The organism is Coralloluteibacterium thermophilum, from assembly GCF_042654365.1.
GTDB classification, from domain to species: Bacteria; Pseudomonadota; Gammaproteobacteria; order Xanthomonadales; family Xanthomonadaceae; genus Coralloluteibacterium; species Coralloluteibacterium thermophilum.
Genome location: NZ_JBHSGG010000017.1, coordinates 98,685 through 120,754 on the forward strand (window position 1 = coordinate 98,685; position 22,070 = coordinate 120,754).

Annotated in this window: 14 protein-coding genes; 9 read left to right on the forward strand and 5 right to left on the reverse strand. The window is 72.5% G+C overall.

Annotated elements, in window-relative coordinates; genetic code table 11:
• Nucleotides 1-11 precede the first annotated feature (11 nt).
• Nucleotides 12-890, reverse strand: coding sequence for a PhzF family phenazine biosynthesis protein (locus tag ACFO3Q_RS06685; protein WP_377003865.1), 879 nt, complete (start codon nt 888-890; stop codon nt 12-14).
• Between the two features lie 164 nt (nt 891-1,054).
• Here ACFO3Q_RS06685 and ACFO3Q_RS06690 point away from each other — a divergent pair, with 164 nt between their 5' ends.
• The 4 genes from ACFO3Q_RS06690 to ACFO3Q_RS06705 all read left to right on the forward strand — a co-directional run bounded on the left by ACFO3Q_RS06690 (nt 1,055) and on the right by ACFO3Q_RS06705 (nt 7,413).
• On the forward strand, nt 1,055-3,673 hold the full coding sequence (locus ACFO3Q_RS06690; protein WP_377003866.1) for a bifunctional aspartate kinase/diaminopimelate decarboxylase: 2,619 nt from the start codon (nt 1,055-1,057) through the stop codon (nt 3,671-3,673).
• On the forward strand, nt 3,666-5,027 hold the full coding sequence (murL, locus tag ACFO3Q_RS06695; protein ID WP_377003867.1) for a UDP-N-acetyl-alpha-D-muramoyl-L-alanyl-L-glutamate epimerase: 1,362 nt from the start codon (nt 3,666-3,668) through the stop codon (nt 5,025-5,027). Before ACFO3Q_RS06690 ends, murL begins: the two co-directional genes overlap by 8 nt.
• Nucleotides 5,008-6,408 (forward strand): UDP-N-acetylmuramoyl-L-alanine--D-glutamate ligase, encoded by a 1,401-nt coding sequence (gene murD / locus ACFO3Q_RS06700; protein WP_377003868.1) that lies wholly within the window; start codon nt 5,008-5,010, stop codon nt 6,406-6,408. Before murL ends, murD begins: the two co-directional genes overlap by 20 nt.
• Before the next feature lie 225 nt (nt 6,409-6,633).
• Nucleotides 6,634-7,413, forward strand: coding sequence for a dienelactone hydrolase family protein (locus tag ACFO3Q_RS06705; RefSeq protein ID WP_377003869.1), 780 nt, complete (start codon nt 6,634-6,636; stop codon nt 7,411-7,413).
• A 459-nt stretch (nt 7,414-7,872) separates the two neighbouring features.
• On the opposite strand, the gene ACFO3Q_RS06710 is transcribed toward ACFO3Q_RS06705, so the two are convergent.
• Entirely contained in the window at nt 7,873-8,505 is a 633-nt protein-coding gene (locus ACFO3Q_RS06710) for a Rossmann-fold NAD(P)-binding domain-containing protein (RefSeq protein WP_377003870.1), read from the reverse strand.
• A 260-nt stretch (nt 8,506-8,765) separates the two neighbouring features.
• Between ACFO3Q_RS06710 and ACFO3Q_RS06715 the strand changes: the two genes are divergently transcribed.
• Nucleotides 8,766-11,777 carry a diguanylate cyclase gene (locus tag ACFO3Q_RS06715; protein ID WP_377003871.1) on the forward strand — a complete coding sequence of 1,004 codons (3,012 nt, stop codon included), beginning with the start codon at nt 8,766-8,768 and terminating at the stop codon, nt 11,775-11,777.
• Nucleotides 11,778-11,841: 64 nt separating this feature from the next.
• On the opposite strand, the gene ACFO3Q_RS06720 is transcribed toward ACFO3Q_RS06715, so the two are convergent.
• On the reverse strand, nt 11,842-12,837 hold the full coding sequence (locus ACFO3Q_RS06720) for a polyprenyl synthetase family protein (protein WP_377003872.1): 996 nt from the start codon (nt 12,835-12,837) through the stop codon (nt 11,842-11,844).
• A gap of 195 nt (nt 12,838-13,032) precedes the next feature.
• Here ACFO3Q_RS06720 and ssb point away from each other — a divergent pair, with 195 nt between their 5' ends.
• Nucleotides 13,033-13,587, forward strand: coding sequence for a single-stranded DNA-binding protein (gene ssb, locus ACFO3Q_RS06725; protein WP_377003873.1), 555 nt, complete (start codon nt 13,033-13,035; stop codon nt 13,585-13,587).
• A gap of 61 nt (nt 13,588-13,648) precedes the next feature.
• Here ssb and ACFO3Q_RS06730 read toward each other — a convergent pair whose 3' ends face one another.
• Together ACFO3Q_RS06730 and ACFO3Q_RS06735 are read right to left on the reverse strand one after the other, a co-directional pair.
• Nucleotides 13,649-15,358 carry a catalase gene (locus tag ACFO3Q_RS06730; RefSeq protein ID WP_377003874.1) on the reverse strand — a complete coding sequence of 570 codons (1,710 nt, stop codon included), beginning with the start codon at nt 15,356-15,358 and terminating at the stop codon, nt 13,649-13,651.
• Nucleotides 15,359-15,448: 90 nt separating this feature from the next.
• Entirely contained in the window at nt 15,449-15,958 is a 510-nt protein-coding gene (locus ACFO3Q_RS06735; RefSeq protein WP_377003875.1) for an ankyrin repeat domain-containing protein, read from the reverse strand.
• A 131-nt stretch (nt 15,959-16,089) separates the two neighbouring features.
• On the opposite strand from ACFO3Q_RS06735, the gene ACFO3Q_RS06740 reads away from it, so the two are divergent.
• The 3 genes from ACFO3Q_RS06740 to ACFO3Q_RS06750 all read left to right on the forward strand — a co-directional run bounded on the left by ACFO3Q_RS06740 (nt 16,090) and on the right by ACFO3Q_RS06750 (nt 22,068).
• Entirely contained in the window at nt 16,090-18,078 is a 1,989-nt protein-coding gene (locus ACFO3Q_RS06740; RefSeq protein WP_377003876.1) for an alpha/beta hydrolase family protein, read from the forward strand.
• A 109-nt stretch (nt 18,079-18,187) separates the two neighbouring features.
• On the forward strand, nt 18,188-20,251 hold the full coding sequence (locus ACFO3Q_RS06745; protein ID WP_377003877.1) for a prolyl oligopeptidase family serine peptidase: 2,064 nt from the start codon (nt 18,188-18,190) through the stop codon (nt 20,249-20,251).
• 134 nt (nt 20,252-20,385) lie between these two features.
• Nucleotides 20,386-22,068: a carbon starvation CstA family protein gene (locus tag ACFO3Q_RS06750; RefSeq protein WP_377003878.1), complete on the forward strand. Its 1,683-nt coding sequence runs from the start codon at nt 20,386-20,388 to the stop codon at nt 22,066-22,068.
• Nucleotides 22,069-22,070 lie beyond the last annotated feature (2 nt).

The following is a 22,070-nucleotide window of genomic DNA, read 5'->3' on the forward strand; positions in this document are numbered from 1 at the left end:
CTTCTCGTCGCTCACCCCTGCAACCGCAGCCACCCCTCGATGCGGGTTGTGGCGCGCCCGCCGATCTCGATGCTCCCGTCCGCGCCCAGGCGGACGGCGACGCGGCCGTCCCGGCCGATCTCGCGGCCCTGGCTGGCGACCCACTCACCCTGCGCCGCGCCGTCGGCGCGCAGCCAGGCGGCGACGGCGGCGTTGCCACTGCCGCAGACCGGATCCTCGTCGATGCCGTCGCCGGGGCAGAAGGAGCGCACCGCGTAGTCCGCCCCGCCGCCGTCCTCGCTGCCGAACACGTTCGCGCCGATCGCGCCGGCCGAGGCGGCCGCAGCGGCGAGCGCGCGCATGTCCGGGCGCAGCGCCCGGACCCGGGCGGCGTCGCGCAGGCGCAGGGTGATCCACACCGGCCCGATGTCGATCGCCCGTACCGCGGGCGAGGCCAGGGCGTCGGGTCCGATCCCGAGCGCGCCGAGCAGCGCGTCCACCTGAGCGGCATCGAGGCGGCGCAGCGCGGGTTCCGGCGCGCGCACGAAGAGTTCGCGCTCCTCGCCCTCGCCCAGCACCCGCACGGGCAGGAGGCCCGCGCCGCATTCCTGCACCAGCCTGCCTTCGCGCGGCGCGGCAAGGCCGGCCTCCAGCACGGCGTGCGCGCTGCCGACGCTGGGATGCCCCGCGAAGGGAAGCTCGCGCTCCGGCGTGAAGATGCGCAGCCGGTAGTCGGCCTGCGGCTGCGTCGGCGGCAGCACGAAGGTGGTCTCGGAGAGGTTGGTCCAGCGCGCGATCCGCTGCATGGCGGCGTCGTCGAGCGCGACGCCGTCGAGGATCACCGCCACCGGATTGCCCGCGAAGGCGGAGCGGGCGAAGACGTCGACCTGCTTGAAGGCGCTCGAGGACATGTCGGCAACGGCTGGACGGGGCGCGGCAGGATAGCCGCGTCGCAGGCCCAGCGCTGCCGGTGCCCCACCGCCGACGGCCGACGCATCTCGTCTCAAAGGGCACGGCACGCTCTATCATGCGCCCACGCACCGGGCCCGGTGCCTCCTTTCCCGTTCGAGACCCCATGCCTCAAGCCGCACCTCACGGCGAGACCGCCGCGCCCTGGATCGTCCTCAAGTTCGGTGGAACCAGCGTCTCCAAACGCAGCCGCTGGGACACCATCGGCCGCCTGATGCAGGCGACCGCCGAGGGCGACGGCGCGCGCGTGGTCACCGTGGTGTCGGCGCTGTCGGGCGTGACCAACGCGCTGCAGGCGCTGATCGACGGGCACGCGGATGCCGCCGCCACCGCGGCCGCCGCCGAAGCGCTGGTCGAGCGGCACCGCGCCTTCTGCCTGGAGCTCGACCTCGATCCCGAGGCCGTGCTCGGCGCGCGTTTCGCCGCGCTGCGCGGGCTCGCCGCCGATCCGCGCCGCGCCGGGGCGGCGCTCGACTGGCAGGCCGAGGTCCTGGCCCAGGGCGAACTCTGTTCCTCCACCCTGGGCGCGGCCTATCTCGCGGGCCAGGGCCTCGACATCGGCTGGATGGACGCCCGCGACTGGCTGCGCACCGAGGCCATCCCGAACCAGGGCGCCTGGGCGCGCCGGCTGTCGGTGTCCTGCGCCACCGCGCGCGACGACGCGCTGCGCGCCCGCTTCGCCGCGCAGGCGCCGCGCCTGCTGCTGACCCAGGGCTTCATCGCCCGCGCCGACGACGGCGGCACCGCCATCCTCGGTCGCGGCGGTTCCGACACCTCGGCCGCCTACTTCGGCGCCCTGCTGGGTGCGCGGCGGGTGGAGATCTGGACCGACGTGCCGGGCATGTTCAGCGCCAACCCGCGCCAGGCGCCGGACGCGCGCCTGCTCACCCGGCTCGACTACGAGGAGGCGCAGGAGATCGCCACCACCGGCGCCAAGGTGCTGCATCCGCGCTGCATCCAGCCCTGCCGCGACGCCGGCGTGCCGCTGTGGATCCGCGACACCGACCGCCCCGCGCTGCCGGGCACCGAGATCTGCGCGAGCGCCGCGCCCGTCCCCGGCGTGAAGGCGCTCAGCTCGCGGCGCGGGATCGTGCTCGTGTCCATGGAGTCCATCGGCATGTGGCAGCAGGTCGGCTTCACCGCCGACGTGTTCGCGCGGTTCAAGGCGCACGGGCTGTCGGTGGACCTGATCGGCACCTCGCAGACCAACATCACGGTCTCGCTCGACCCGTCCGAGAACCTGGTCAGCTCCAACGTGCTGGAAGCCCTGTGCGCCGACCTCGCCCAGGTCTGCCGGGTCAAGGTGATCGCGCCCTGCGCGGCCATCACCCTGGTCGGCCGGGGCATCCGTGGCCTGCTGCACAAGCTCACCGACATCTGGAGCGAGTTCGGCCGCGAGCGCGTGCACCTGATCTCGCAGTCCTCCAACGACCTCAACCTGACCTTCGTGGTGGACGAGGCGCTGGCCGAGGGCATGGTCCCCAAGCTGCACGCCATGCTGATCGCCTCGGGCGCCATGCCGGTGGACGAGACCGCCGTGTTCGGCCCGAGCTGGCGCCGCCTCGGCCTGCCCGAGGGTAGCCGGCGCACGCGCTGGTGGCAGGGCGCGCGTGACGCGCTGGTCGCGGTGGCGGGGCAGGGCACCCCGCGCTACGTCTACGACGTCGCGACCGTGCGCCAGCGGGCGCGCGCGCTCGCCGGCATCGCCCACGTGGACCGCCGCTTCTTCGCGATCAAGGCCAACCCGCACCCGGCCGTGCTGCGCGCCCTGGTCGAGGAGGGCAGCGGGCTAGAGTGCGTGTCGGCCGGCGAGCTGGCGCACGTGTTCGCCACCGTGCCCGGGCTCGACCCGCGCCGCGTGCTGTTCACCCCGAGCTTCGCGCCGCGGGAGGAGTACGCCGATGCGCTGGCGCGCGGCGTGCACGTGACCATCGACTCGGTGCAGCCGCTGCGGCGCTGGCCGGAGCTGTTCTCGGGGCGCGACGTGCTGCTGCGCATCGACCCCGGTTTCGGCAGCGGCCACCACGAGAAGGTGCGCACCGGCGGCAAGGGGGCCAAGTTCGGCCTGGCGCTCGACGCACTGCCCGCGCTGCTGGACGCCGCGCGCGATGCCGGTGCGCGCATCGTCGGCCTGCACGCGCACATCGGCAGCGGCATCCACGACGCCGCGCACTGGCGCGAGGTGCACGCGGTGCTGGCCTCGGTCGCGGCGCGCATCGGCACGGTCGCGGTGCTCGACGTGGGCGGCGGCCTGGGCATCGCCTACGACCCGGAGGCCGATGCCTTCGATCTCGACGCCTATGCGCGCGAGCTGGCCGAGATGAAGGCGGCGCATCCCGAATACGAGCTGTGGATCGAGCCGGGGCGCTGGCTGGTGGCCGAGGCGGGCGTGCTGCTGCTGTCGGTGACCCAGGTGGTGGAGAAGCAGGGCGTGCGCCGCATCGGCGCCGACGCCGGCATGAACGCGCTGATGCGTCCGGCGCTGTACGGCGCCTTCCACGACATCGTCAACCTGAGCCGCCTGGACGCCCCGCCCGGGCCGCCGGCGGACGTGGTCGGCCCGATCTGCGAGAGCGGCGACGTGCTCGGCCGCCGCCGGCGCCTGCCGGAGGCGACCGCCGAGGGCGACGTGCTGCTGGTGGCGGACGCGGGCGCCTACGGCATGGTCATGGCCAACACCTACAACCTGCGCGCGCTGCCGGCCGAGGAGGCGATCGATGGCTGAGTGGAGCTTCCGGCGCGACGCGATCGCCGCCTTCCGCTTCGTCCGTTGCGGGCTGGACCCCGCCACCGGGGAGGCCGAGCTGGTCTACGCCTTCGACGACGGGCCGGAGCTGGTCGAGCGCGTGCGCTTCGCCGGTGCGCCGTTCGTGCTGGAGGGCGCGAAGGCCGAGGCCGTCCAGCGCGCCCTGCGCCTGCTGCATCTGGTCGCCGGCGTCAGCTACTACAAGGCGGCGGTGCCGGCGGAGATCCGCATCGAGGGCGCGCCCATCGACGCCGCGACCGCGGGCCTGCTCACCGCGCTCTACGAGAACGGCCTCGGCGAGTTCGCCTACCGCAACGGGCTGTCGCTGCGCGGCCGCATCGCCTTCCCCCACGGCGATGCGCCGCCGCCGGCCGCTCCGGCGCTCGGCCTGGAGGCGCACGCACTGACCGCCATCGGCGGCGGCAAGGACTCGCTGGTCTCCATCGAGGCGCTGCGCGCGGCCGGGGTGGCGCAGACGGTGGCCTGGATCGGCGGCTCCCAGCTCATCGCGGCCTGCGCCGCGCGCACCGGGCTGCCCACGCTCAACGTCGGCCGCACGCTCGCGCCCGAGCTGTTCGAGTACAACCGGCAGGGCGCCTGGAACGGGCACATTCCGGTCACGGCGGTGAACTCCGCCATCCTGGTCCTCGCGGCCCTGCTGCACGGGGCGGGCCAGGTCGTGTTCTCCAACGAGCGCTCGGCCAGCTACGGCAGCCTGATCCCCGGCAGCGGCGAGGTGAACCACCAGTGGTCCAAGGGCTGGGACTTCGAGCGCGCCTTCGGCGAGCACGTCGCCGCGCACGTCGCCGCCGACCTGCAGTACTACTCGCTGCTGCGGCCGTTCTCCGAGCTGGCGGTGGCCCGGCAGTTCGCGCGCACCGACCGCTACGACGCGCACTTCTCGAGCTGCAACCGCAACTTCCACATCCTGGGCGAGCGCCCCACCAGCCGCTGGTGCGGACAGTGCCCGAAGTGCCACTTCGTGTTCCTGGCGCTCGCGAACTTCATGCCCAAGCCGCGGCTGGTGGCGATCTTCGGCCGCAACCTGCTCGACGAGCCGGCGCAGGCGCCCGGTTTCGATGCGCTGATCGAGTACCGCGACCACAAGCCCTTCGAGTGCGTGGGCGAGGCGCGCGAGTCGCGTGCGGCCTTCGCCGCGCTTGCCGCGTCGCCGGCGTGGTCCGAGGACGCACTGGTGGCCCGCTTCGCGCGGGAGATCCGGCCGCAGCTCGATGCGGACGGGCTCGCCCTGGCGCCGCTGCTCGACGCCGGCGGCGAGCATCGCGTCCCGCCGGCGCTGTGGGAGCGGCTGCGTGCGGCTTTCGCAGCTTGAGGGCCGCAGTGTCGCGGTCTGGGGCTGGGGCCGCGAAGGTCGCGCGACCGCCGCGCTGCTGCGCGCCCGCCTGCCCGCCCAGCCGTTGACGGTGCTGTGCGCGGCCGCGGAGGTCGCGCAGGTCGAGGCGCTCGGCGACGCGGGGCTGCACCCGCGCAGCGACGTGGATGCGGCGGTGCTGGCGTCCTTCGAGGTCGTCGTGAAGTCGCCGGGGATCAGTCCCTACCGCCCCGAGGTGGAGGGCGCCGCGGCGCACGGCACGCGCTTCGTCGGCGCCAGCGCGCTGTGGTTCGCCGAGCACGCCGGGGCGCGGACGGTCTGCGTGACCGGCACCAAGGGCAAGAGCACGACCACGGCGCTGATCGCGCACCTGCTGCGGGCCTCGGGCCTGCGCACCGCGCTCGCCGGCAACATCGGCCTGCCGCTGGTCGAGCTGATGGACGTCGCCCCGCCGCCCGACGCCTGGGCGATCGAGCTGTCCAGCTACCAGACCCGCGACGCCTTCGCCGGGCACGACACCCGCGTCGGCATCGCCGTCGTGCTCAACCTGTATCCCGAACACCTCGACTGGCACGGCGGCGAGGCCCGCTACATCGCCGACAAGCTGGCCCTGCTGCGCGAGGGGCGTCCGGCCGTGGCCGTGCTCAATGCCGCCGATCCGCATCTCGCCGCGCTGGACGCGACGACCCTGGGCGGGGCGCGGGTGGCGTGGTTCGGCCGGGAAGACGGCTGGCATGTGCGCGAGGGCGCGGTGTGGCGCGGCGTGCGGCGGGCGTTCGACCTGGCCCGGCTGCACGCGCCCGGCGCGCACAATGGCGGCAACCTCTGCGCCGCCCTGGCCGCGGTCGAGGCCATGGGCCTGGATGCCGTCGCGCTCGCCGCGGCCGCGGAAGGCTTCCGCCCGCTGCCGCACCGCCTGCAGCCGCTGGGCCGCCGCGACGGCATCGACTACGTCGACGACTCCATCAGCACCACCCCCCACGCCAGCATCGCCGCGCTGCGGTGCTTCGCCGGACGCCGCACGGCCATCCTCGTCGGCGGGCACGACCGCGGCCTGGACTGGACGCCCTTCGCCGAGCACGTGGCGGCGCAGCCTCCCGAGGCGATCGTGACCCTGGGCCGCAACGGCCCGCGCATCCACGCCCTGCTGGCATCGGCGGTGGACCCGGAGCGCTGCCGCCTTGTGCAGGCGCAGGACATGCGCAGCGCCGTCGGCGCCGCCCAGGCGGCACTGCGGGGGGAGGGGCTCGTCCTGCTGTCGCCGGGCGCCCCCAGCTTCGACGCCTACCGCGACTACGCCGCCCGCGGCCGCGACTTCGCCGCCTGCGCGGGCTTCGACGTCGCCGCGCTCGACGCGATCCCGGGGCTGGGCGTGGCTTGAGGGGGAGTGAGGAGGCCTTGGGCCCCTGCGCTCCAGTCGTTTCTCACTCCTCGTGCCTCACTCCTCACCGAAGAGTGCGCCTTTCCCCGCCTGCGGGAAGGCCGGGATGGGGGGAGCGCGCGTGTAGGAGTGGGAAAACGAGTGCGGGCAGACCCGCGCCCGCGCGTTTGCCCATTCCTCATATCTCACTCCTAAACTGCGGTCTCCCCACCCGGAGCCGCCGTCATGCGCTACGTCCGCCTGTTCGCCCTCTGCCTCGCGACGCTGCCCTTCGTCGCCTCCGCCGCGATGCAGTCGCGCACCCTGGAGTGGCGCGTCGGCGAAACGACGTTCGAAGGCGTGCTGGTCTACGACGATGCGGGGCCGCAGCGGCCGGGCATCGTGATGGTGCCGAACTGGATGGGCGTGACGGACGACGCCGTGGCCCAGGCCCGGCGCATCGCGGGCGACCGTTACGTGGTGCTGGTCGCCGACGTCTACGGCAAGGGCGTGCGTCCTGCCGACGCGGGCGAGGCGCGTGCGCAGACGACGCGCATGTATGCCGATCCGGCAGAACTCCGCCATCGGGCGGCTGCCGCGGTCGAGGCGCTGCGCGCTGCGCCGGACCTGCCTCTGGACGCGGGCCGCGTCGCCGGCATGGGCTTCTGCTTCGGCGGTACGGCGGTGCTCGAGCTGGCACGGGCCGACCTCGGCGGCCTGGCGGGGGTGGTCAGCCTGCACGGCGGCCTGACCTCGCGCCTGCCGGCCGAGGGGCGCGTGCGCACGCCGATCCTGGTCCTCAACGGCGCCGCCGACAGTGCGGTGGGTGCGGAGGACATCGCGGCCTTCCAGGCCGAGATGGACGCCGTCGGCGCCGACTGGCAGTTCGTCAACTTCGCCGGCGCCCGACACTGCTTCGCGGAACCGACGGCGACGGGCGAGGCCAATCCGAACTGCGTGTACGACCCCCGCGCCGCCGGCCGCGCGCGCGCCATGGTCGAGGTTTTCCTCGACGAAGTGCTCTGACTGTGCGGCATCCCGGAGCCGTTCGGCCGCCGATACGGCGGTCCGGACGCTGTAATCGTTTTCCGTCAGTGTTTCTGGACTGACAGCGAGACTATCATCCACATGTCCGGTTCCGCTGACCGCGGCGGGCAGAGATGGTCAGAATCCGAGGACGAAACACGTCGGCGTCAGTGATACTGATCGACCGGCCTGTTGCTGACATGGGGCTGAACACATAACGTTCGCTTCGTCGCCGCCCGGCGGCACCGGGCTTCTGGCCGAAAGGCGCCGCCACAGGGAAGTGGCTCCCGGATCTCTTCCCGAGATGGTCCACGGCGCGTCCGCAGCGGTGTCTCCGCCCGCCACCGGACAGTGCCGCAGCATCGGAGCAGGGGACTGCCGATGCAGGTGCGCCTCGCTGACGTCGCGACGCACACGGAACGTCCGCCAGCCGCAGTTTGGGGAAACCGCGGCACGGCGTCAGAGCAGTTCCGACTCCACGATGTGAACGCCCGGCCGTGCGGCGATCACACTGGCGAGCAGGGCGTGCGCGACGCGCTCCGCCCGCACGGCACGATAGCGCCGCGGCACGAGGGGGGCCAGCGTGCGCATCGCGACACCCGCCGCGCGCTCGAGGGGACGAGTGCGCGGCCGGTCGCCCTCCAGCAGGGCGGGCCGCAGCAGGGTCAGCGACTCGAAGCCGAGGCGGGCGGCGTCGAGTTCCATCTGCCCCTTGGTGCGCAGGTAGAGCGCGCGGGCATCCGCATCGGCACCGACCGAGGACACGACAGCCGCCACCCGGCAACCGTGGCGCCGGGCGATGCCCAGCGCCTCGACCACCGCACCGTGGTCGAGGGCGCGGAAGGCCTCGGCGGAGCCGGCCTCGCGGCGGGTGCTTCCCAGCGCGCAGATCACGGCGTCCACGGACCACCAGGGCGCTCCGGGCTCCAGGGCCGCGACGTCGAGCGGCGGGTTCTCCACGCCCGGCCGGGGTGGGTCCAGCGGGCGGCGGGTAGGGGCGACGATGCGGCCGACCCTCGGGTCGGCCGTTGCCTGTGCGAGGGCGTGTCCACCGACGAGACCGGTGGCGCCGAGGATCATCAGCGAGTTCATGCGTGGTGGGCGGGGCGGCAGCGGCGTCGAGAGGCATGGTGCCCGACGGGCGTGAGCGCGTGCGTGCCCGCTCTGCCCGCGCGGGCGTCCGACACATTCTCCTGCCTACAATGGCGGACCCCCGTGTCTCCTCCACCATGCCCACGCTCGCCGATCGCGCCGCCGACCGTCCCGCTCCGACCGCCCCTGCATGGCGGACCGCGGCGGCGTATCGTCCCGCGTCCGGCCACGCGTCGCGCGGCGATTGATTCCGGACCGCGATGCTCGGCTTGGCTTTCCGGCCCCGATGCGCCCCGCGCCCTGCGCGTCCGCCGCGATGGGGCCCGTCGTTCCTCTGCCTTCTCGTCCTGGCGCTCGTCCCCGGGCTCGCGACGGCCGCCGCCCCCGCCGCGCCGCCGCTGCGCGACTACGTCGTGGACCGCTGGACCTCGCGGGAGGGGCTGCCGCACAACTCCGTGCGCGCGCTCGCGCAGACGCCCGACGGCTATCTCTGGTTCGCGACCTGGGAGGGGCTGGTCCGCTACGACGGCCTGGACTTCACGGTGTTCGACCGCAGCACCGCCGATCCCGCGCTGCCGGACAACGGGGTCGGCGCGTTGTACGTCGATCCCGCGGGCGCCCTGTGGTTCAGCGATTCCCGAGGCAACCTCGGCCGTCGCGCGGCCGACGGAAGCTGGCGCTTCTGGCACAGCGGCGGCACGTGGCCGGGCGTGCTCATCCATGCCATGGCGATGGACGATGCGGGGCGGCTGTGGCTGTCCTTCGAGGGCCGTGGCCTGGGCTGCCTGCACCCCGACGGCCGCTTCGAGTACGCCGAGGCGCCGGAGGGCGTGCCACTGGCGCTGAGCTTCCCGCGCATGGCCGCGGATGCCGACGGCCGCATCTGGATCGGAGGCATGGACGGGCTGATGGTGCGCGAGGCCGACGGCGCGCTGCGCCGCGCGCCGGAGTCGTTCCGGCTCCCGCGCGGGCTCGCCTGGCCCTATCGCGCGCCGGACGGCGCCATCTGGATCGCCGCGGGCGACACGCTGTACCGCCTGCGTGGCGACGGGATCGAACCGGTGCATCGCGTCCCCGGGCGCGGATCGCTCACCGCCCTGCTGCAGGACCGCTACGGCGATCTCTGGCTCGGCACCGAGAACCGCAGTCTGGTCCGGATCGGCGCCCGCGGCCTGGAGCGGCTGCCGGGAGGCGAGGTGCAGCCGCCGGGCCGCATCGTGAACCTGCTCGAGGATGCGGAAGGAAGCATCTGGGCCGGCGCCAACGGCGGTCTGTTCCGCCTGCGCGAGACCCTGTTCACCCGCCTCACCCAGCGCGACGGCCTGAGCGGCGACTACGTCCGCGCACTGCTGGAGGACGATGCGGGCGACCTCTGGGTCGGCAGCGCAGGCGGGCTCGACCGCGTGCGGGCCGACGGGCGGATCGAGCCGCTCGTGCTGGACGCGGAGGTGCCGCCGTCGGTCCTCAGCCTCGCGCGGACCGGGGATGGCGACCTCTGGGTGGGCGCCTTCGGGGGCCGCGTGTTCCAGGTGCGCGGCGGCAGGCTGCTGCGGCAGTACGACGCGAGCGACGGGCTGCCCCGCGGGCACGTCCGCGCGATCGCGGCGGAGCCGGACGGCGGTGCGGTCTGGGTGGCGACCCAGCTTGGGCCGGCGCGCATCGTCGACGGACGGGTCGAGCGGCCGCTGATGGGCGCGCTGCCGGGCGGGCTGATCACCGCCCTGGCCTGGATCGACGGTGCGCTGTGGGTCGGGTCGGTCCAGGGCGCGAGCGTGCTGCGCGACGGGCGTGTGCGCAGCGTCCCGCTCGCGGACCTGAGCGGCGCCCGCACCGTGTTCGGGTTCCAGGCGATCGGCGACGACGTGTGGATCGCCACCGACCGCGGGCTCTACCGCGACCAGGGCGGCGTGCTGGCACGGGTGGGGCTGGAGCAGGGGCTGCCGGTGGACACCGTGTTCCAGGTGGTCGCGGACGGCATCGGCAATGCCTGGATCAGCAGCAACCGCGGCATGCTGCGTGCGCGGATGGACGACCTGGATGCGGTGGCCGACGGCCGCCTGGCGCGCCTGCCGGTGGACCGCTACGACGAGACCGACGGCATGTCGAACGCCCAGGGCAACGGCAGCTCGGGGCCGAGCCTGCTGCGCCGCCGCGACGGCAGCGTATGGATGGCGACCGCAGGCGGCATCAGCGTGGTCGACCCCGAGCGCTGGCTGGGCGTCCGCGGCCGGCCCGCGCCGGTGCCGCAGATCGCCTCGGTGTGGGCCGACGGCCAGCCGCTGGCCTGGCGCGACGGGCAGTCCCTGCCGGGCGGCGTGCGCATCGCGGTCGCCTACGTCGGCCTGAGCTTCCTGCTGCCGGAGCGGATCCGCTTCCGCACCCGCATCGAGGGGCTGGACCCGGACTGGATCGAGCGCGGCCGCCAGCGCAGCGTGGACATCATCGGCCTGCCGCCCGGCGAATACACGCTGCGGATCGCGGCGGCCCACCCGGAAGGCGAGTGGAGCGCGCGCGAGGCGGTCTGGCGCTTCACCGTGGCTCCGCTCTGGTGGCAGCGGCGCAGCGTGCAGGCCGCGGGCCTGTTCGCGCTGGCGCTGCTGCTGACCGCGCTGTACCGCCTGCGGATCCGCCGCTACCGCGCCATCAACGACCGACTCGTGAAACTGGTGGACGAGCGCACGGCGGCCCTGCAGCGCCAGGCGGACCGGCTGCGGCAGGCCGACAGCGACAAGAACGTCCTGCTGGACCGGCTGCGCAGCCAGGCCGAGACCTTCGAGCGGCAGGCGCGCGAGGACGTCCTCACCGGCCTGCCCAACCGGCGCAGCTTCGACGAGGCGCTGGCGCGCGGCGTGGCGGCCGCCCGTCGGACGCAGCGGCCGCTCGGGGTGCTGCTGCTGGACGTGGACCGCTTCAAGGCGATCAACGATGCGCACTCGCATGCCGTGGGCGACGAGGTGCTGCGCCAGGTCGGGCGCCTGCTCGCCGAGGCGTGCAGGGGCACGGACACCGCCGCGCGCATCGGCGGCGAGGAGTTCGCGCTGGTCCTGCCCGACACGGGGCTGGACGAAGTGCTGGCGGTGGCGGGGCGTCTGCGCGCCCGCTTCGGCGCGTATCGCGGCTGGGGCGGGATGGATGCGCTGCGGGTGACCTTCAGCGCCGGTGCCGCGGTGCTCGTCGCGGAGGATGCGGCGCCCGCGGACCTGATGCGGCGGGCGGACGAGGCGCTCTACCGGGCCAAGGTCGGCGGCCGCGACCGCATCTGCACCGCCTAGTCGCCGGCGCCGGAGTCCGGCGCGGGAGCGCCCCCCGCCGGGAGGCGCGGCTCCGCTTTCGCGACTAGTGTTCGCGCTCCACCGCGTAGCGCGCCAGGCCTCGCAGGGCCTCGAACCAGGGGTTGTCGGGCAGGTCGGCGAGCGCGGCTTCCGCGGCGGCGCCGTGCCGACGCGCCACGCTGCGGCTGTACTCCAGCCCGCCGCTGGCGCGGATGGCCGCCAGGACCTCCGGCATCGCCCCGACCTCGCCCTGCTCGATGATGGCGGCCAGGCGCGCGCGCTGCGCGGCATCGGCGTGGCCCAGCGCGTGGATCAGCGGCAGGGTCGCCTTGCCCTCGGCGAGGTCGTCGCCGAGGTTCTTCCCCAGCGCGCCGGCGTCGCCGGTGTAGTCGAGCACGTCGTCGGCGATCTGGAAGGCGTAGCCCAGCTGCATCCCGTACTCGCGCAGGGCGGCTGCGGTCGGCGCATCCGCCCCGGCGAGCAGGGCGCCGAGCTCGGTGGCCGCGGCGAACAGGACGGCGGTCTTGCGCTCGATGACCCGCAGGTAGGCGGCCTCGTCCGTGTCCGGGTTGTGCACGTGCAGGAGCTGCAGCACCTCGCCTTCGGCGATGGCGTTGGTGGTGTCGGCGAGGATGCGCATGACCTGCATCGAGTCCAGCTCGACCATCAGCTGGAAGCTGCGCGAGTACAGGAAGTCGCCGACCAGCACGCTCGGCGCATTGCCCCAGAGCGCGTTGGCGGTCCGCCGGCCGCGGCGCAGGTCCGACTCGTCCACCACGTCGTCGTGCAGCAGGGTCGAGGTGTGGATGAACTCCACGATCGCGGCCAGCGTGTGGTGCGCGGCGCCCTCGATGCCCAGCGCGCGCGCGGCCAGCACCACCAGCATCGGGCGCAGCCGCTTGCCGCCCGCGGCGACGATGTGCTCGGCGACCTGGTTGATCAGGACCACGTCGGACGCCAGCCGGTGCCGGATCAGGGCGTCCACCGCCTCCATGTCGGGCCGCGCCAGGCGCTGGATCGCAGGAAGGTCGAGGGCGGCCTGGGGCAGGGATGCGGACATGGGCGGTGCGGGCGCGAAAACAGCCGCCGAGTATACGGTGCGCGCCCTGCGCGGCGGCGGCGCGGTCCGGCGGCGGGCGCGAGCTTTTCCTACCCCTCGGCGCGTGCCCCCACGGGGACGCCGGGCCGGCGCAGGGGTATCATCGGCGCCCGTTTCGCCCCATTCCGGGGCCATTTGCTAAGGAATCCGAAGCCCATGGCGCGCGGCATCAACAAAGTCATCCTCGTCGGCAACCTCGGCGCCGATCCCGAGACCCGCTACACCCAGAGCGGCTCCGCGATCACCAACATCCGCATCGCGACCTCCGAGCAGTGGCGCGACAAGCAGACGGGCGAGAACCAGGAGCGCACCGAGTGGCACCGCGTGGTGCTGTTCGGCAAGCTCGGCGAGATCGCCGGCGAGTACCTGAAGAAGGGGCGCCAGGTCTACATCGAGGGCTCGCTGCGCACCAACAAGTACACCGACAAGGACGGCATCGAGCGCTACACCACCGACATCGTCGCCAACGAGATGCAGATGCTCGGCGGCCCCGGCGCGGGTGGTGGCGAGGGCGGCGGTTACAGCCGCGGCGGCCAGGGCGGTGGCGGCGGCTACGAGCGCAGCGGCGGTGGCGGCAGTGCCGGTGGCGGCTACTCGCGCGGCGGCGGTGGCGGTGGCTACGACCGCGGCGGCCCGCGCAACGAAGCCCCGCGGCAGGCACCGCCCCCGCAGCGCGACGATCCGTTCCCGGACGACGACATCCCGTTCTGATCCTCTCCCAACGAAGAAGGCCCGCTCGAGCGGGCCTTCTTCCGTTCGGCCGGTTCGGAGTTCAGGCCGCCTCTGTCTCCGTTTCCTCCTTCCTCGACGGAAGCCGGCCTTCGAGCACCTCTTCCGCCGTGGCGCGGTGGTTCTTCACCGAGCTGGTCCACTGGCCCCAGACGTCGGGGTCGATGGTGTCGCCGTTGTTGCCGAGGTTTTCGAGGCGCTTCTGGTCCTCCTCGGTGAGCACCTGGCCCTTGAGCGGCTCGAGGTGGCGCACGTCGTCCGCGCTCATGCCGAGCTTCTCCGCCACGCCCTGGCCGTACTGGTCGTGGACCAGGAAGAAGTGCCACAGCATGCGCTCCTGCACGTCGCGTTCGCAGGCGGAGAGCAGGGTGCCCATGTTGTGGATCAGGTCCTCGCGCTCCCAGTCCATCATGGTGTTGAAGCGGCCGCGCGCCTGGACGTAGTCGTTGCGGCGCTCGATCACGCTGCGGGTCAGCGCGCCGCGGATCTCCGGCGGGTTGTTCGGTCCCATGTCCGGCGCCTCGTGCAGCCCGTTGTGGATGGACGGCTCGAAGTTGATGTGCGGGTTCTGGCCCGGCGCCAGGTCCACGCCGTAGGACATCTGGCCGCCGCGCAGGTTGGTCTGCACGCGCTTGACGCCCTTGGGCTGGTTGACCGGCAGTTGCAGGTAGTTCGAGCCCACCCGGTAGCGCTGGGTGTCGGAGTAGGAGAAGGTGCGGCCGACCAGCATCTTGTCGTCGGAGAAGTCGAGCCCGTCCACCAGCACGCCGGTGCCCATGGCGATCTGCTCGTTCTCGTTGTGGTGGTCCTCGACGTTGCGGTTGAGCGTCATCACGCCGACGTGGCGCAGCGGGAAGTCCTTCTCCGGCCAGATCTTGGTGTCGTCCAGCGGGTCCCAGTCCAGCTCGGGGTGCTCGTGGTCCTCCATGATCTGCACGTACATGTCCCACTGCGGGTAGTCGCCGCGTTCGATGGCCTCGTACAGGTCCTTCGACGCGGAACCGAGGTCCTGGCCCTGCACCTTGGCGGCCTCGTCCGCGGTGAGGCTGGCGATGCCGCAGCGCGGGTGGAAGTGGTACTTCACCAGCACGGTCTGCCCTTTCGCGTTGACCATCTTGTAGGTGTTCACGCCAAAGCCTTCCATGTGCCGGTAGCTCGCCGGGATGCCGCGCGGGCTGAACAGGTGGGTCAGCATGTGCATCGACTCCGGCGTCTGGCTCATGAAGTCGAAGATGCGGTTGGGCTCCTGGCGGAAAGTGACAGGATCCGGCTTGAGCGAATGGATCACGTCGGGGAACTTGATCGCGTCGCGGATGAAGAACACCGCGAGGTTGTTGCCGACCAGGTCCCAGTTCCCGTCCTCGGTGTAGAACTTCACCGCGAAGCCGCGCGGGTCGCGGGCGACCTCGGAGGAGTCGCGCCCGCCGATAACGGTGGAGAAGCGGATCGCCAGCGGCGTCTTCTTGCCGGCCTGGGAGAAGATCTTCGCGCGGGTGTACGTCGCAGCGGGCTCGTCGCCGATCTTCCCGGTGGCCTCGAACTCGCCGTAACAGACGAAGCCCCGCGCATGCACCACCCGCTCCGGGATGCGCTCGCGGTCGAAGTGGCTGATCTTCTCCAGGAACTGGTAGTTCTCCAGCGTTGCGGGGCCGCGGCTGCCGACCGTGCGCTGCGACTGGTTGTTGCAGATGGGGTGGCCCTGGCGGTTGGTCAGCACGCGCTCGCCGGGGGCGTTGTCCTTGGAGTCTTTCATGGTCCTGCTCCTCCCTGCCGTCTGGTTGGGTCGGGCCAGCATCCGTCATGTCGCGTGCACGCGGCGGCACGTTTCCATGATTTTTTTCGATCACTCCGATAGGCGGGCCGCGGCTGCCTGCGCGCCCATCCCCAGCGCGAGGTCGAGGGGGCGGGCGCCGTCGTCCGTGGCGAGGCCCGGGTCCGCGCCGTGCGCCAGGAGGAGTTCGAGCACTGCGGTCCGGTCGAACATGGCGGCCAGCATCAGCGCCGTCCGGCCGCCCGGCATCCGCGCATCCACCGCCGCTCCGCCCTCGAGCAGGGCCCGCGCGACCTCGGCGTCGCCCTTGAAGGCAGCGGCGCCCAGCGGGGTCTGGCCGCGGTCGTTGGCGAGCTCCGGGTCGGCGCCGTGCCGCAGCAGCAGGCGCACCAGGTCGGCGTGGCCGTGATAGGCGGCGAGCATCAACAGGCTGTCGCCCTTGCCGTCGCGCAGGTTGGGCACGAGCCCCATGCCGAGCAGGCGCTCCAGCGGAGCGTGCTCGCCGCTGCGCACCAGGTGGAACAGCGCCTGGACCTTGGCGTGGGTCTCGTCGTCGAGGTGCGGCGGTGAGGGGCTGCTCACATGTGCCTCCATGGCGTCGGAATGGCGTGGCGCGCGTTCGCCCGGCTGCGTACTCGTAGCGCTGCCCGCGAGACGGCGGCGTCGACAGCGCCTAGGATGCACGCCTTCATGGATGCAGGGGAGAGGAAGGGATGAGGGGAGTGCTGTGGTTGTTGGCCGGGCTCGTGCTGGGGAGCGCGGCGGCCGCGGAGCAGGACGCGGCGCCGCCGGCGCTGGAGGCGTTCCTGGCCAAGGACGTGTTCGAGACGATCAAGCTGTCGCCGACGGGCCGCTACTATGCGGTCTCGCAGCCCTCCGACGACCACGGCACCGTGCTTGTGGTCTACCTGACGGAGACACGGCGACCGCATGGGGCCTTCTCGCTCGGCGAAACGTTCCACGTCGCCGACTTCTGGTGGGCGAACGACGAGCGCCTGGTCGTTTCGGGAGGCGAATCCAGCGGCAGTCTCGAACAGCCGGTGCCGACGGGGGAGCTGTTCGCCGTCAACGCGGATGGGAGCGGGGCGAGCAATCTGTTCGGCTATCGCGCCAGCCAGGGGCAGCAGGTCGGGAGCAACATCCCCAGGCGGCAGGCCGCCTATGCCTCGGCATTCGTGATCGATCCGCTGCCCGACGTGCCGGACGAGGTCCTGATCGCGGTGTGGCCCTGGCAGGAGCGTGGCGCGCGCTCCGATCCGTATACGCAGGTCGAGCGGCTCAACATCCACAACGGTCGTCGGCAGCGCGTGGCGCGGGCGCCGGTGCAGAGGGCGTCCTTCGTCGCCGACCAGCGAGGCGAGGTGCGACTGGCCGTCGGGGCAGGCGCCGACAACAACACCCGCACCTACTACCGCGACCGCCGCGGCAGCGACTGGCAGTTGATCAACGACGAAGCGGCGTCCGGCGTCGGCGTGTATCCGCTCGGCTTCGACGTCGGCGGCCGCCACGCCTACCTGCAGGTCGAGATGGAGAGCGGGCCCGACGCCATCGAGCGCCTGGACACCGAGACGGGACTGCGTACGCAGGTGCTCCGCCACGAGGCCTCCGATCCGCGTAGCCTGATCTGGTCTCCGGATGGGCGGACCCTGCTGGGTGCCCGCTTCGAGGCGGGGCACCCCGAGTCGCGCTACTTCGACCCGGAACACCCCGATGCCCGCCTGGTGCGCTCGCTGGAGGCGGCCTTCGAGGGCCACACCGTGGTCCTCTCCAGCTTCACCCGCGATGGCGCGACCGGCCTGCTCTACACGGAGTCGGACCGCAGCCCTGGCGACTACTACTTCTTCGACGCGGAGCGGAAGAGCGCCGACTTCTTCCTCTCGCGACGAGCGGGGATCGACCCGCGGCGGATGGGCGAGCGTCGGCCGGTCGCCATCACCGCCCGCGACGGCCTCCTGCTGCACGGGTATCTGACGCTTCCTGCAGGCAGCGACGGCCGGAACCTGCCTCTGATCGTGAATCCCCACGGCGGGCCCTTCACGATCGTCGACACCTGGGCCTTCGACCTCGAGCCGCAGTTGCTGGCGGCGCAGGGATACGCGGTGCTGCAGGTCAACTTCCGCGGCTCTGGTGGCTACGGCCGTGGTTTCGTCCGCGCGGGCTTCCAGCAGTGGGGCCGGGCGATGCAGGACGACCTCACCGACGCGACCCGCTGGGCGGTGGACCAGGGCGTGGCGGATCCCGCGCGCACCTGCATCTATGGCGGCAGCTACGGCGCCTACGCCGCCCTGATGGGCGTCGCGAAGGAACCCGGCCTCTACCGTTGCGCCGTGGGCTACGTGGGCGTCTACGATCTCGCCCTGATGCACCGGCGCGGCGACATTCCGCAGCGTCGCTCCGGTCGGACCTTCCTCCGCGACGCCCTCGGGAGCCAGGACCTCGCCGCACATTCGCCGACACGGCTGGCGGATCGCATCCGCGTGCCTGTATTCCTGGCCGCCGGCGGTGCCGACAAGCGTGCTCCCGTGGACCACACGGAAGCGATGGCGCGCGCGCTCGAGGAGGCGGGGGTGCCGGTGGAGACCTTGATCTACCGCACGGAAGGTCACGGCTTCTACGGGCGCGAGAACCGGCTCGAGTACTACCGTCGTCTGCTGGACTTCTTCGACGCCCACATCGGCGAGACGCGGACGGCCGCACGCTGAGCGGGACGGCGGCTGCGGCGTTGCCGCGGCCGTCTCCGCCCGCCGCTTTGCGCCCGCGCGCGGCGCTCGCCTACCATCCGGCGACTTTTCGTCCGACCGGAGTGCGTCGATGGTCCGTCCGCTTTCCCTTGCCCTGGCCGCCGCCTGCGCCTGCCTGGCCCTGCCCGTCGATGCCGCGACCCGCGGCCTCGACGTGCGCGATCTGCAGTCCTTCGACCGCGTCGGCGCGCCTTCGCTGTCGCCGGACGGCGGCATGCTGGTCTTCCCGGTGCGCGAGGCCGACCTGGAGGCCAACAGCGCGCGCAGCGGCCTGTGGATCCGCAACCTGCGCACGCGCGACCTCGGGCCGCCGCGCCGGCTGACGCCGGAGGACATGGCCGCGAGCAGCGCCAGCTTCTCGCCCGACGGGCGCACGGTCTACTTCCTGTCCTCGCAGTCCGGCAGCAGCCAGGTCTGGGCGCAGCCGGTGGACGGCGGCGCGCCGAGGCAGGTCACCGACTATCCGCTGGACGTCGGGACCTACAAGCTGTCCCCGGACGGCCGCCACCTGGCGCTGAGCTTCGAGGTCTTCCCCGACTGCGGCGCCGATCTCGCCTGCACCTCGCAGCGCCTGGACGAGGTGGAGGCGCGGCAGGCCTCCGGCGTGCTCTACGACGCGCTCTTCGTCCGCCACTGGGACGCCTGGCGCGATGGCCGCCGCAGCCAGCTCTTCGCTGCGCCGCTCGGCGAGGACGGCGCCGGTCGGCCGGTGCTGGTGAGCCGCGGCATCGATGGGGACATCCCCTCCAGGCCGTTCGGCGACGCCGGCGAATACGCCTGGAGCCCGGACGGCAGCGCGCTCGCCTTCAGCGTGCGCATCGCCGGGCGCAGCGAGCCCTGGTCCACCAATTTCGACATCTTCCTCGCCGGGATCGGGGACGAGACGGCGCCGCGGAACCTGACCGAGGCCAACCCGGCCTGGGACACCGGGCCCGTGTTCTCCCAGGACGGCAGCACGCTGTACTACCGGGCGATGCGCCGGCCTGGCTTCGAGGCGGACCGCTTCGCGGTGATGGCCATGGACCTCGCCAGCGGCCGCACCCGGGAGATCGCCCCGGACTGGGATCGCTCGGCCGGCAGCCTCGCGCTGTCGCCGGACGGCCGCACGCTCTACACCGCGGCGGATCACCTGGGTACGCACCCGCTGTTCGCCATCGACGTGGCCAGCGGCAGGGTCACCGATGTCGTCGGCGGCGATACGGTCGAGGGCTTCAGCGTCGCGGGCGAGACCCTCGCCTACACCCGCGCCAGCCTGCAGTCGCCGGCGCGCCTGTTCGTCGCGCGCGCCGACGGCAGCGCGGAGCGCCGCATCGACGCCAGCAACGACGCGCGGCTGGCGGAGCTCGCCCTCGGCGACTTCGAGCAGTTCAGCTTCCCCGGCTGGAACGGGGCGACCGTGTACGGCTACGTGGTCAAGCCGTGGAACTACCGCGAGGGCCAGCGCTACCCGGTCGCCTTCCTCATCCACGGCGGGCCGCAGGGCAGCTTCGGCAACGGCTGGAGCTACCGCTGGAACCCGCAGACCTACGCCGGCCAGGGCTACGCCGTGGTCATGATCGACTTCCACGGCTCGACCGGGTACGGCCAGGCCTTCACCGATTCGATCTCCGGGGACTGGGGCGGCAAGCCGCTCGAGGACCTGCAGAAGGGCTGGGCCGCGGCCCAGCAGCAGTTCCCCTTCCTCGACGGCGACCGCGCCTGCGCGCTCGGCGCCAGCTACGGCGGCTACATGGTCAACTGGATCGCCGGGCAGTGGAACGCGCCCTGGAAGTGCCTGGTGAACCACAACGGCGTCTTCGACACCCGCTCGATGGGCCTGGTGACCGAGGAGCTGTGGTTCACGGAGTGGGAGCACGGCGGCACCGTCGCCGAAAATCCCGAGGGGTACGAGCGGCACAATCCCGCGCGCCACATCGCCGAGTGGCGGGTCCCGATGCTGGTGGTCGCCGGGCAGAACGACTTCCGCGTGCCCATCGACCAGAGTCTCTCGACCTTCACGGCGCTGCAGCGCCAGGGCATCGAGTCCCAGCTGCTGTACTTCCCGGACGAGAACCACTGGGTGCTGAAGCCGCAGAACAGCGTGCTCTGGCACGACACGGTCAACGCCTGGCTGCAGAAGCACATCGGGCGGTAGGCGCGGTCCCGACCGGCCGGGGCATTCGACTTTGGTCGAAACCGCCCCGGTCGGGAGTTCCTTTCACGCGGCGGTGCGACCATGCTGCCGGATCATCTCGAGGGCGGCGCGGCCGCGGCAGGGGAGCAGATTCCATGAACTCGATCGTCCTGATGATCGTCGGCCTGGCGGCGATGTCGGCCGGCTATCTCTTCTATTCGAAGTACATCGGCCAGCGGATCTACCGCCTCGACGCGAGCTTCCGCACGCCCGCGCACGAGTTCAACGACGGCGTGGACTACGTCCCGACCAACAAGTTCGTGCTCTGGGGCCACCACTTCACGTCGGTGGCGGGCGCCGCCCCCATCGTCGGCCCGGCGATCGCCGTGATCTGGGGCTGGGGCCCCGCCTTCCTGTGGGTGACCCTGGGCACCATCTTCTTCGCCGGCGTGCACGACTTCGGCGCGCTGTGGGCGAGCGCCCGCAACAAGGGCAAGTCGATCGGCATCCTCGCAGGCAGCGTGATCGGCGCGCGCGGGCGCAACCTGTTCCTGGTGGTGATCTTCCTGCTGCTGCTGATGGTCAACGCCGCCTTCGCGGTGGTGATCTCCAACCTGCTGGTCTCCACCCCCACCTCGGTGATCCCGACCTGGGGCGCCATCCTCGTGGCGCTGGTGATCGGCCAGCTGTTCTACCGCTTCAAGGTCGGCCTGCTGTGGCCGTCGGTGGTGGGCGTGATCGTGCTGTACGCGCTCATCATCGTGGGCAACTCCTACCCGGTCGTGCTGCCGGAGAGCATCCTCGGCCTCAGCCCGCGCTCGTTCTGGATCCTCCTGCTGTTCACCTACGCCGGCATCGCCTCCCTCCTGCCGGTCTGGGTGCTGCTGCAGCCGCGCGACTACATCAACGGCCTGCAGCTCTTCGTGGGCCTCGGCCTGCTCTACGTCGCGGTGCTGATCGCCTCGCCCGACGTGGTCGCGCCGGCGTTCAACGACGCGGTGCCCGAAGGCACGCCGTCGCTCGTTCCGCTGCTGTTCGTGACCATCGCCTGCGGCGCCATCTCCGGCTTCCACGGCCTCGTCGCCTCGGGCACGACCTCGAAGCAGCTCGACAAGGAGACCGACGCGCGCTTCGTCGGCTACTTCGGCGCCGTCGGCGAGGGCATGCTGTCGCTGGCGACCATCATCTGCTGCACCGCGGGCTTCGCCACCCTGGTGGACTGGCAGGCGGTCTACACGCAGTTCGGCGGGGGCGGCGTCAACGCCTTCGTGGCGGGCGGCGACGCCATCCTGGTGGCCGGCCTGGGCCTGCCCGCCGACCTCGGCGCGACCATCCTGGCGACCATGGCCATCCTGTTCGCCGCGACCACCATGGACACCGGCCTGCGCCTGCAGCGCTACGTGGTGCAGGAGGCGGGCGAGCTCGCCGGCTGGAAGATCAACGGCGTGGTGGGCACCCTCATCGCCCTGGGCATCTGCCTGGCGCTGGCCTTCGGCGTGGGCGAGGGCGGTACCGGCGGCATGATCATCTGGCCGCTGTTCGGCACCACCAACCAGCTGCTCGCCGGCCTGACCCTGTCGATCATCGCGGTGATCCTCATCAAGCTGCGCCGCCCGGTGTGGATGGTCGTGATCCCGCTGGCCTTCCTGCTGACGATGTCGATCATCGCCCTGGTCGTGCAGCTCGGCGAGTTCTACCGGCAGGAGAACTGGCTCCTGCTGGTCATGGACGTCGTGATCCTGGTCGCGGCCCTGTGGGTCGCGCTGGAGGCCGCCATCGCCATGCGCCGCAGCAGGCGTGCCGACGCGGCGCCGTTCAAGGACGAGACCTACGGCTGACC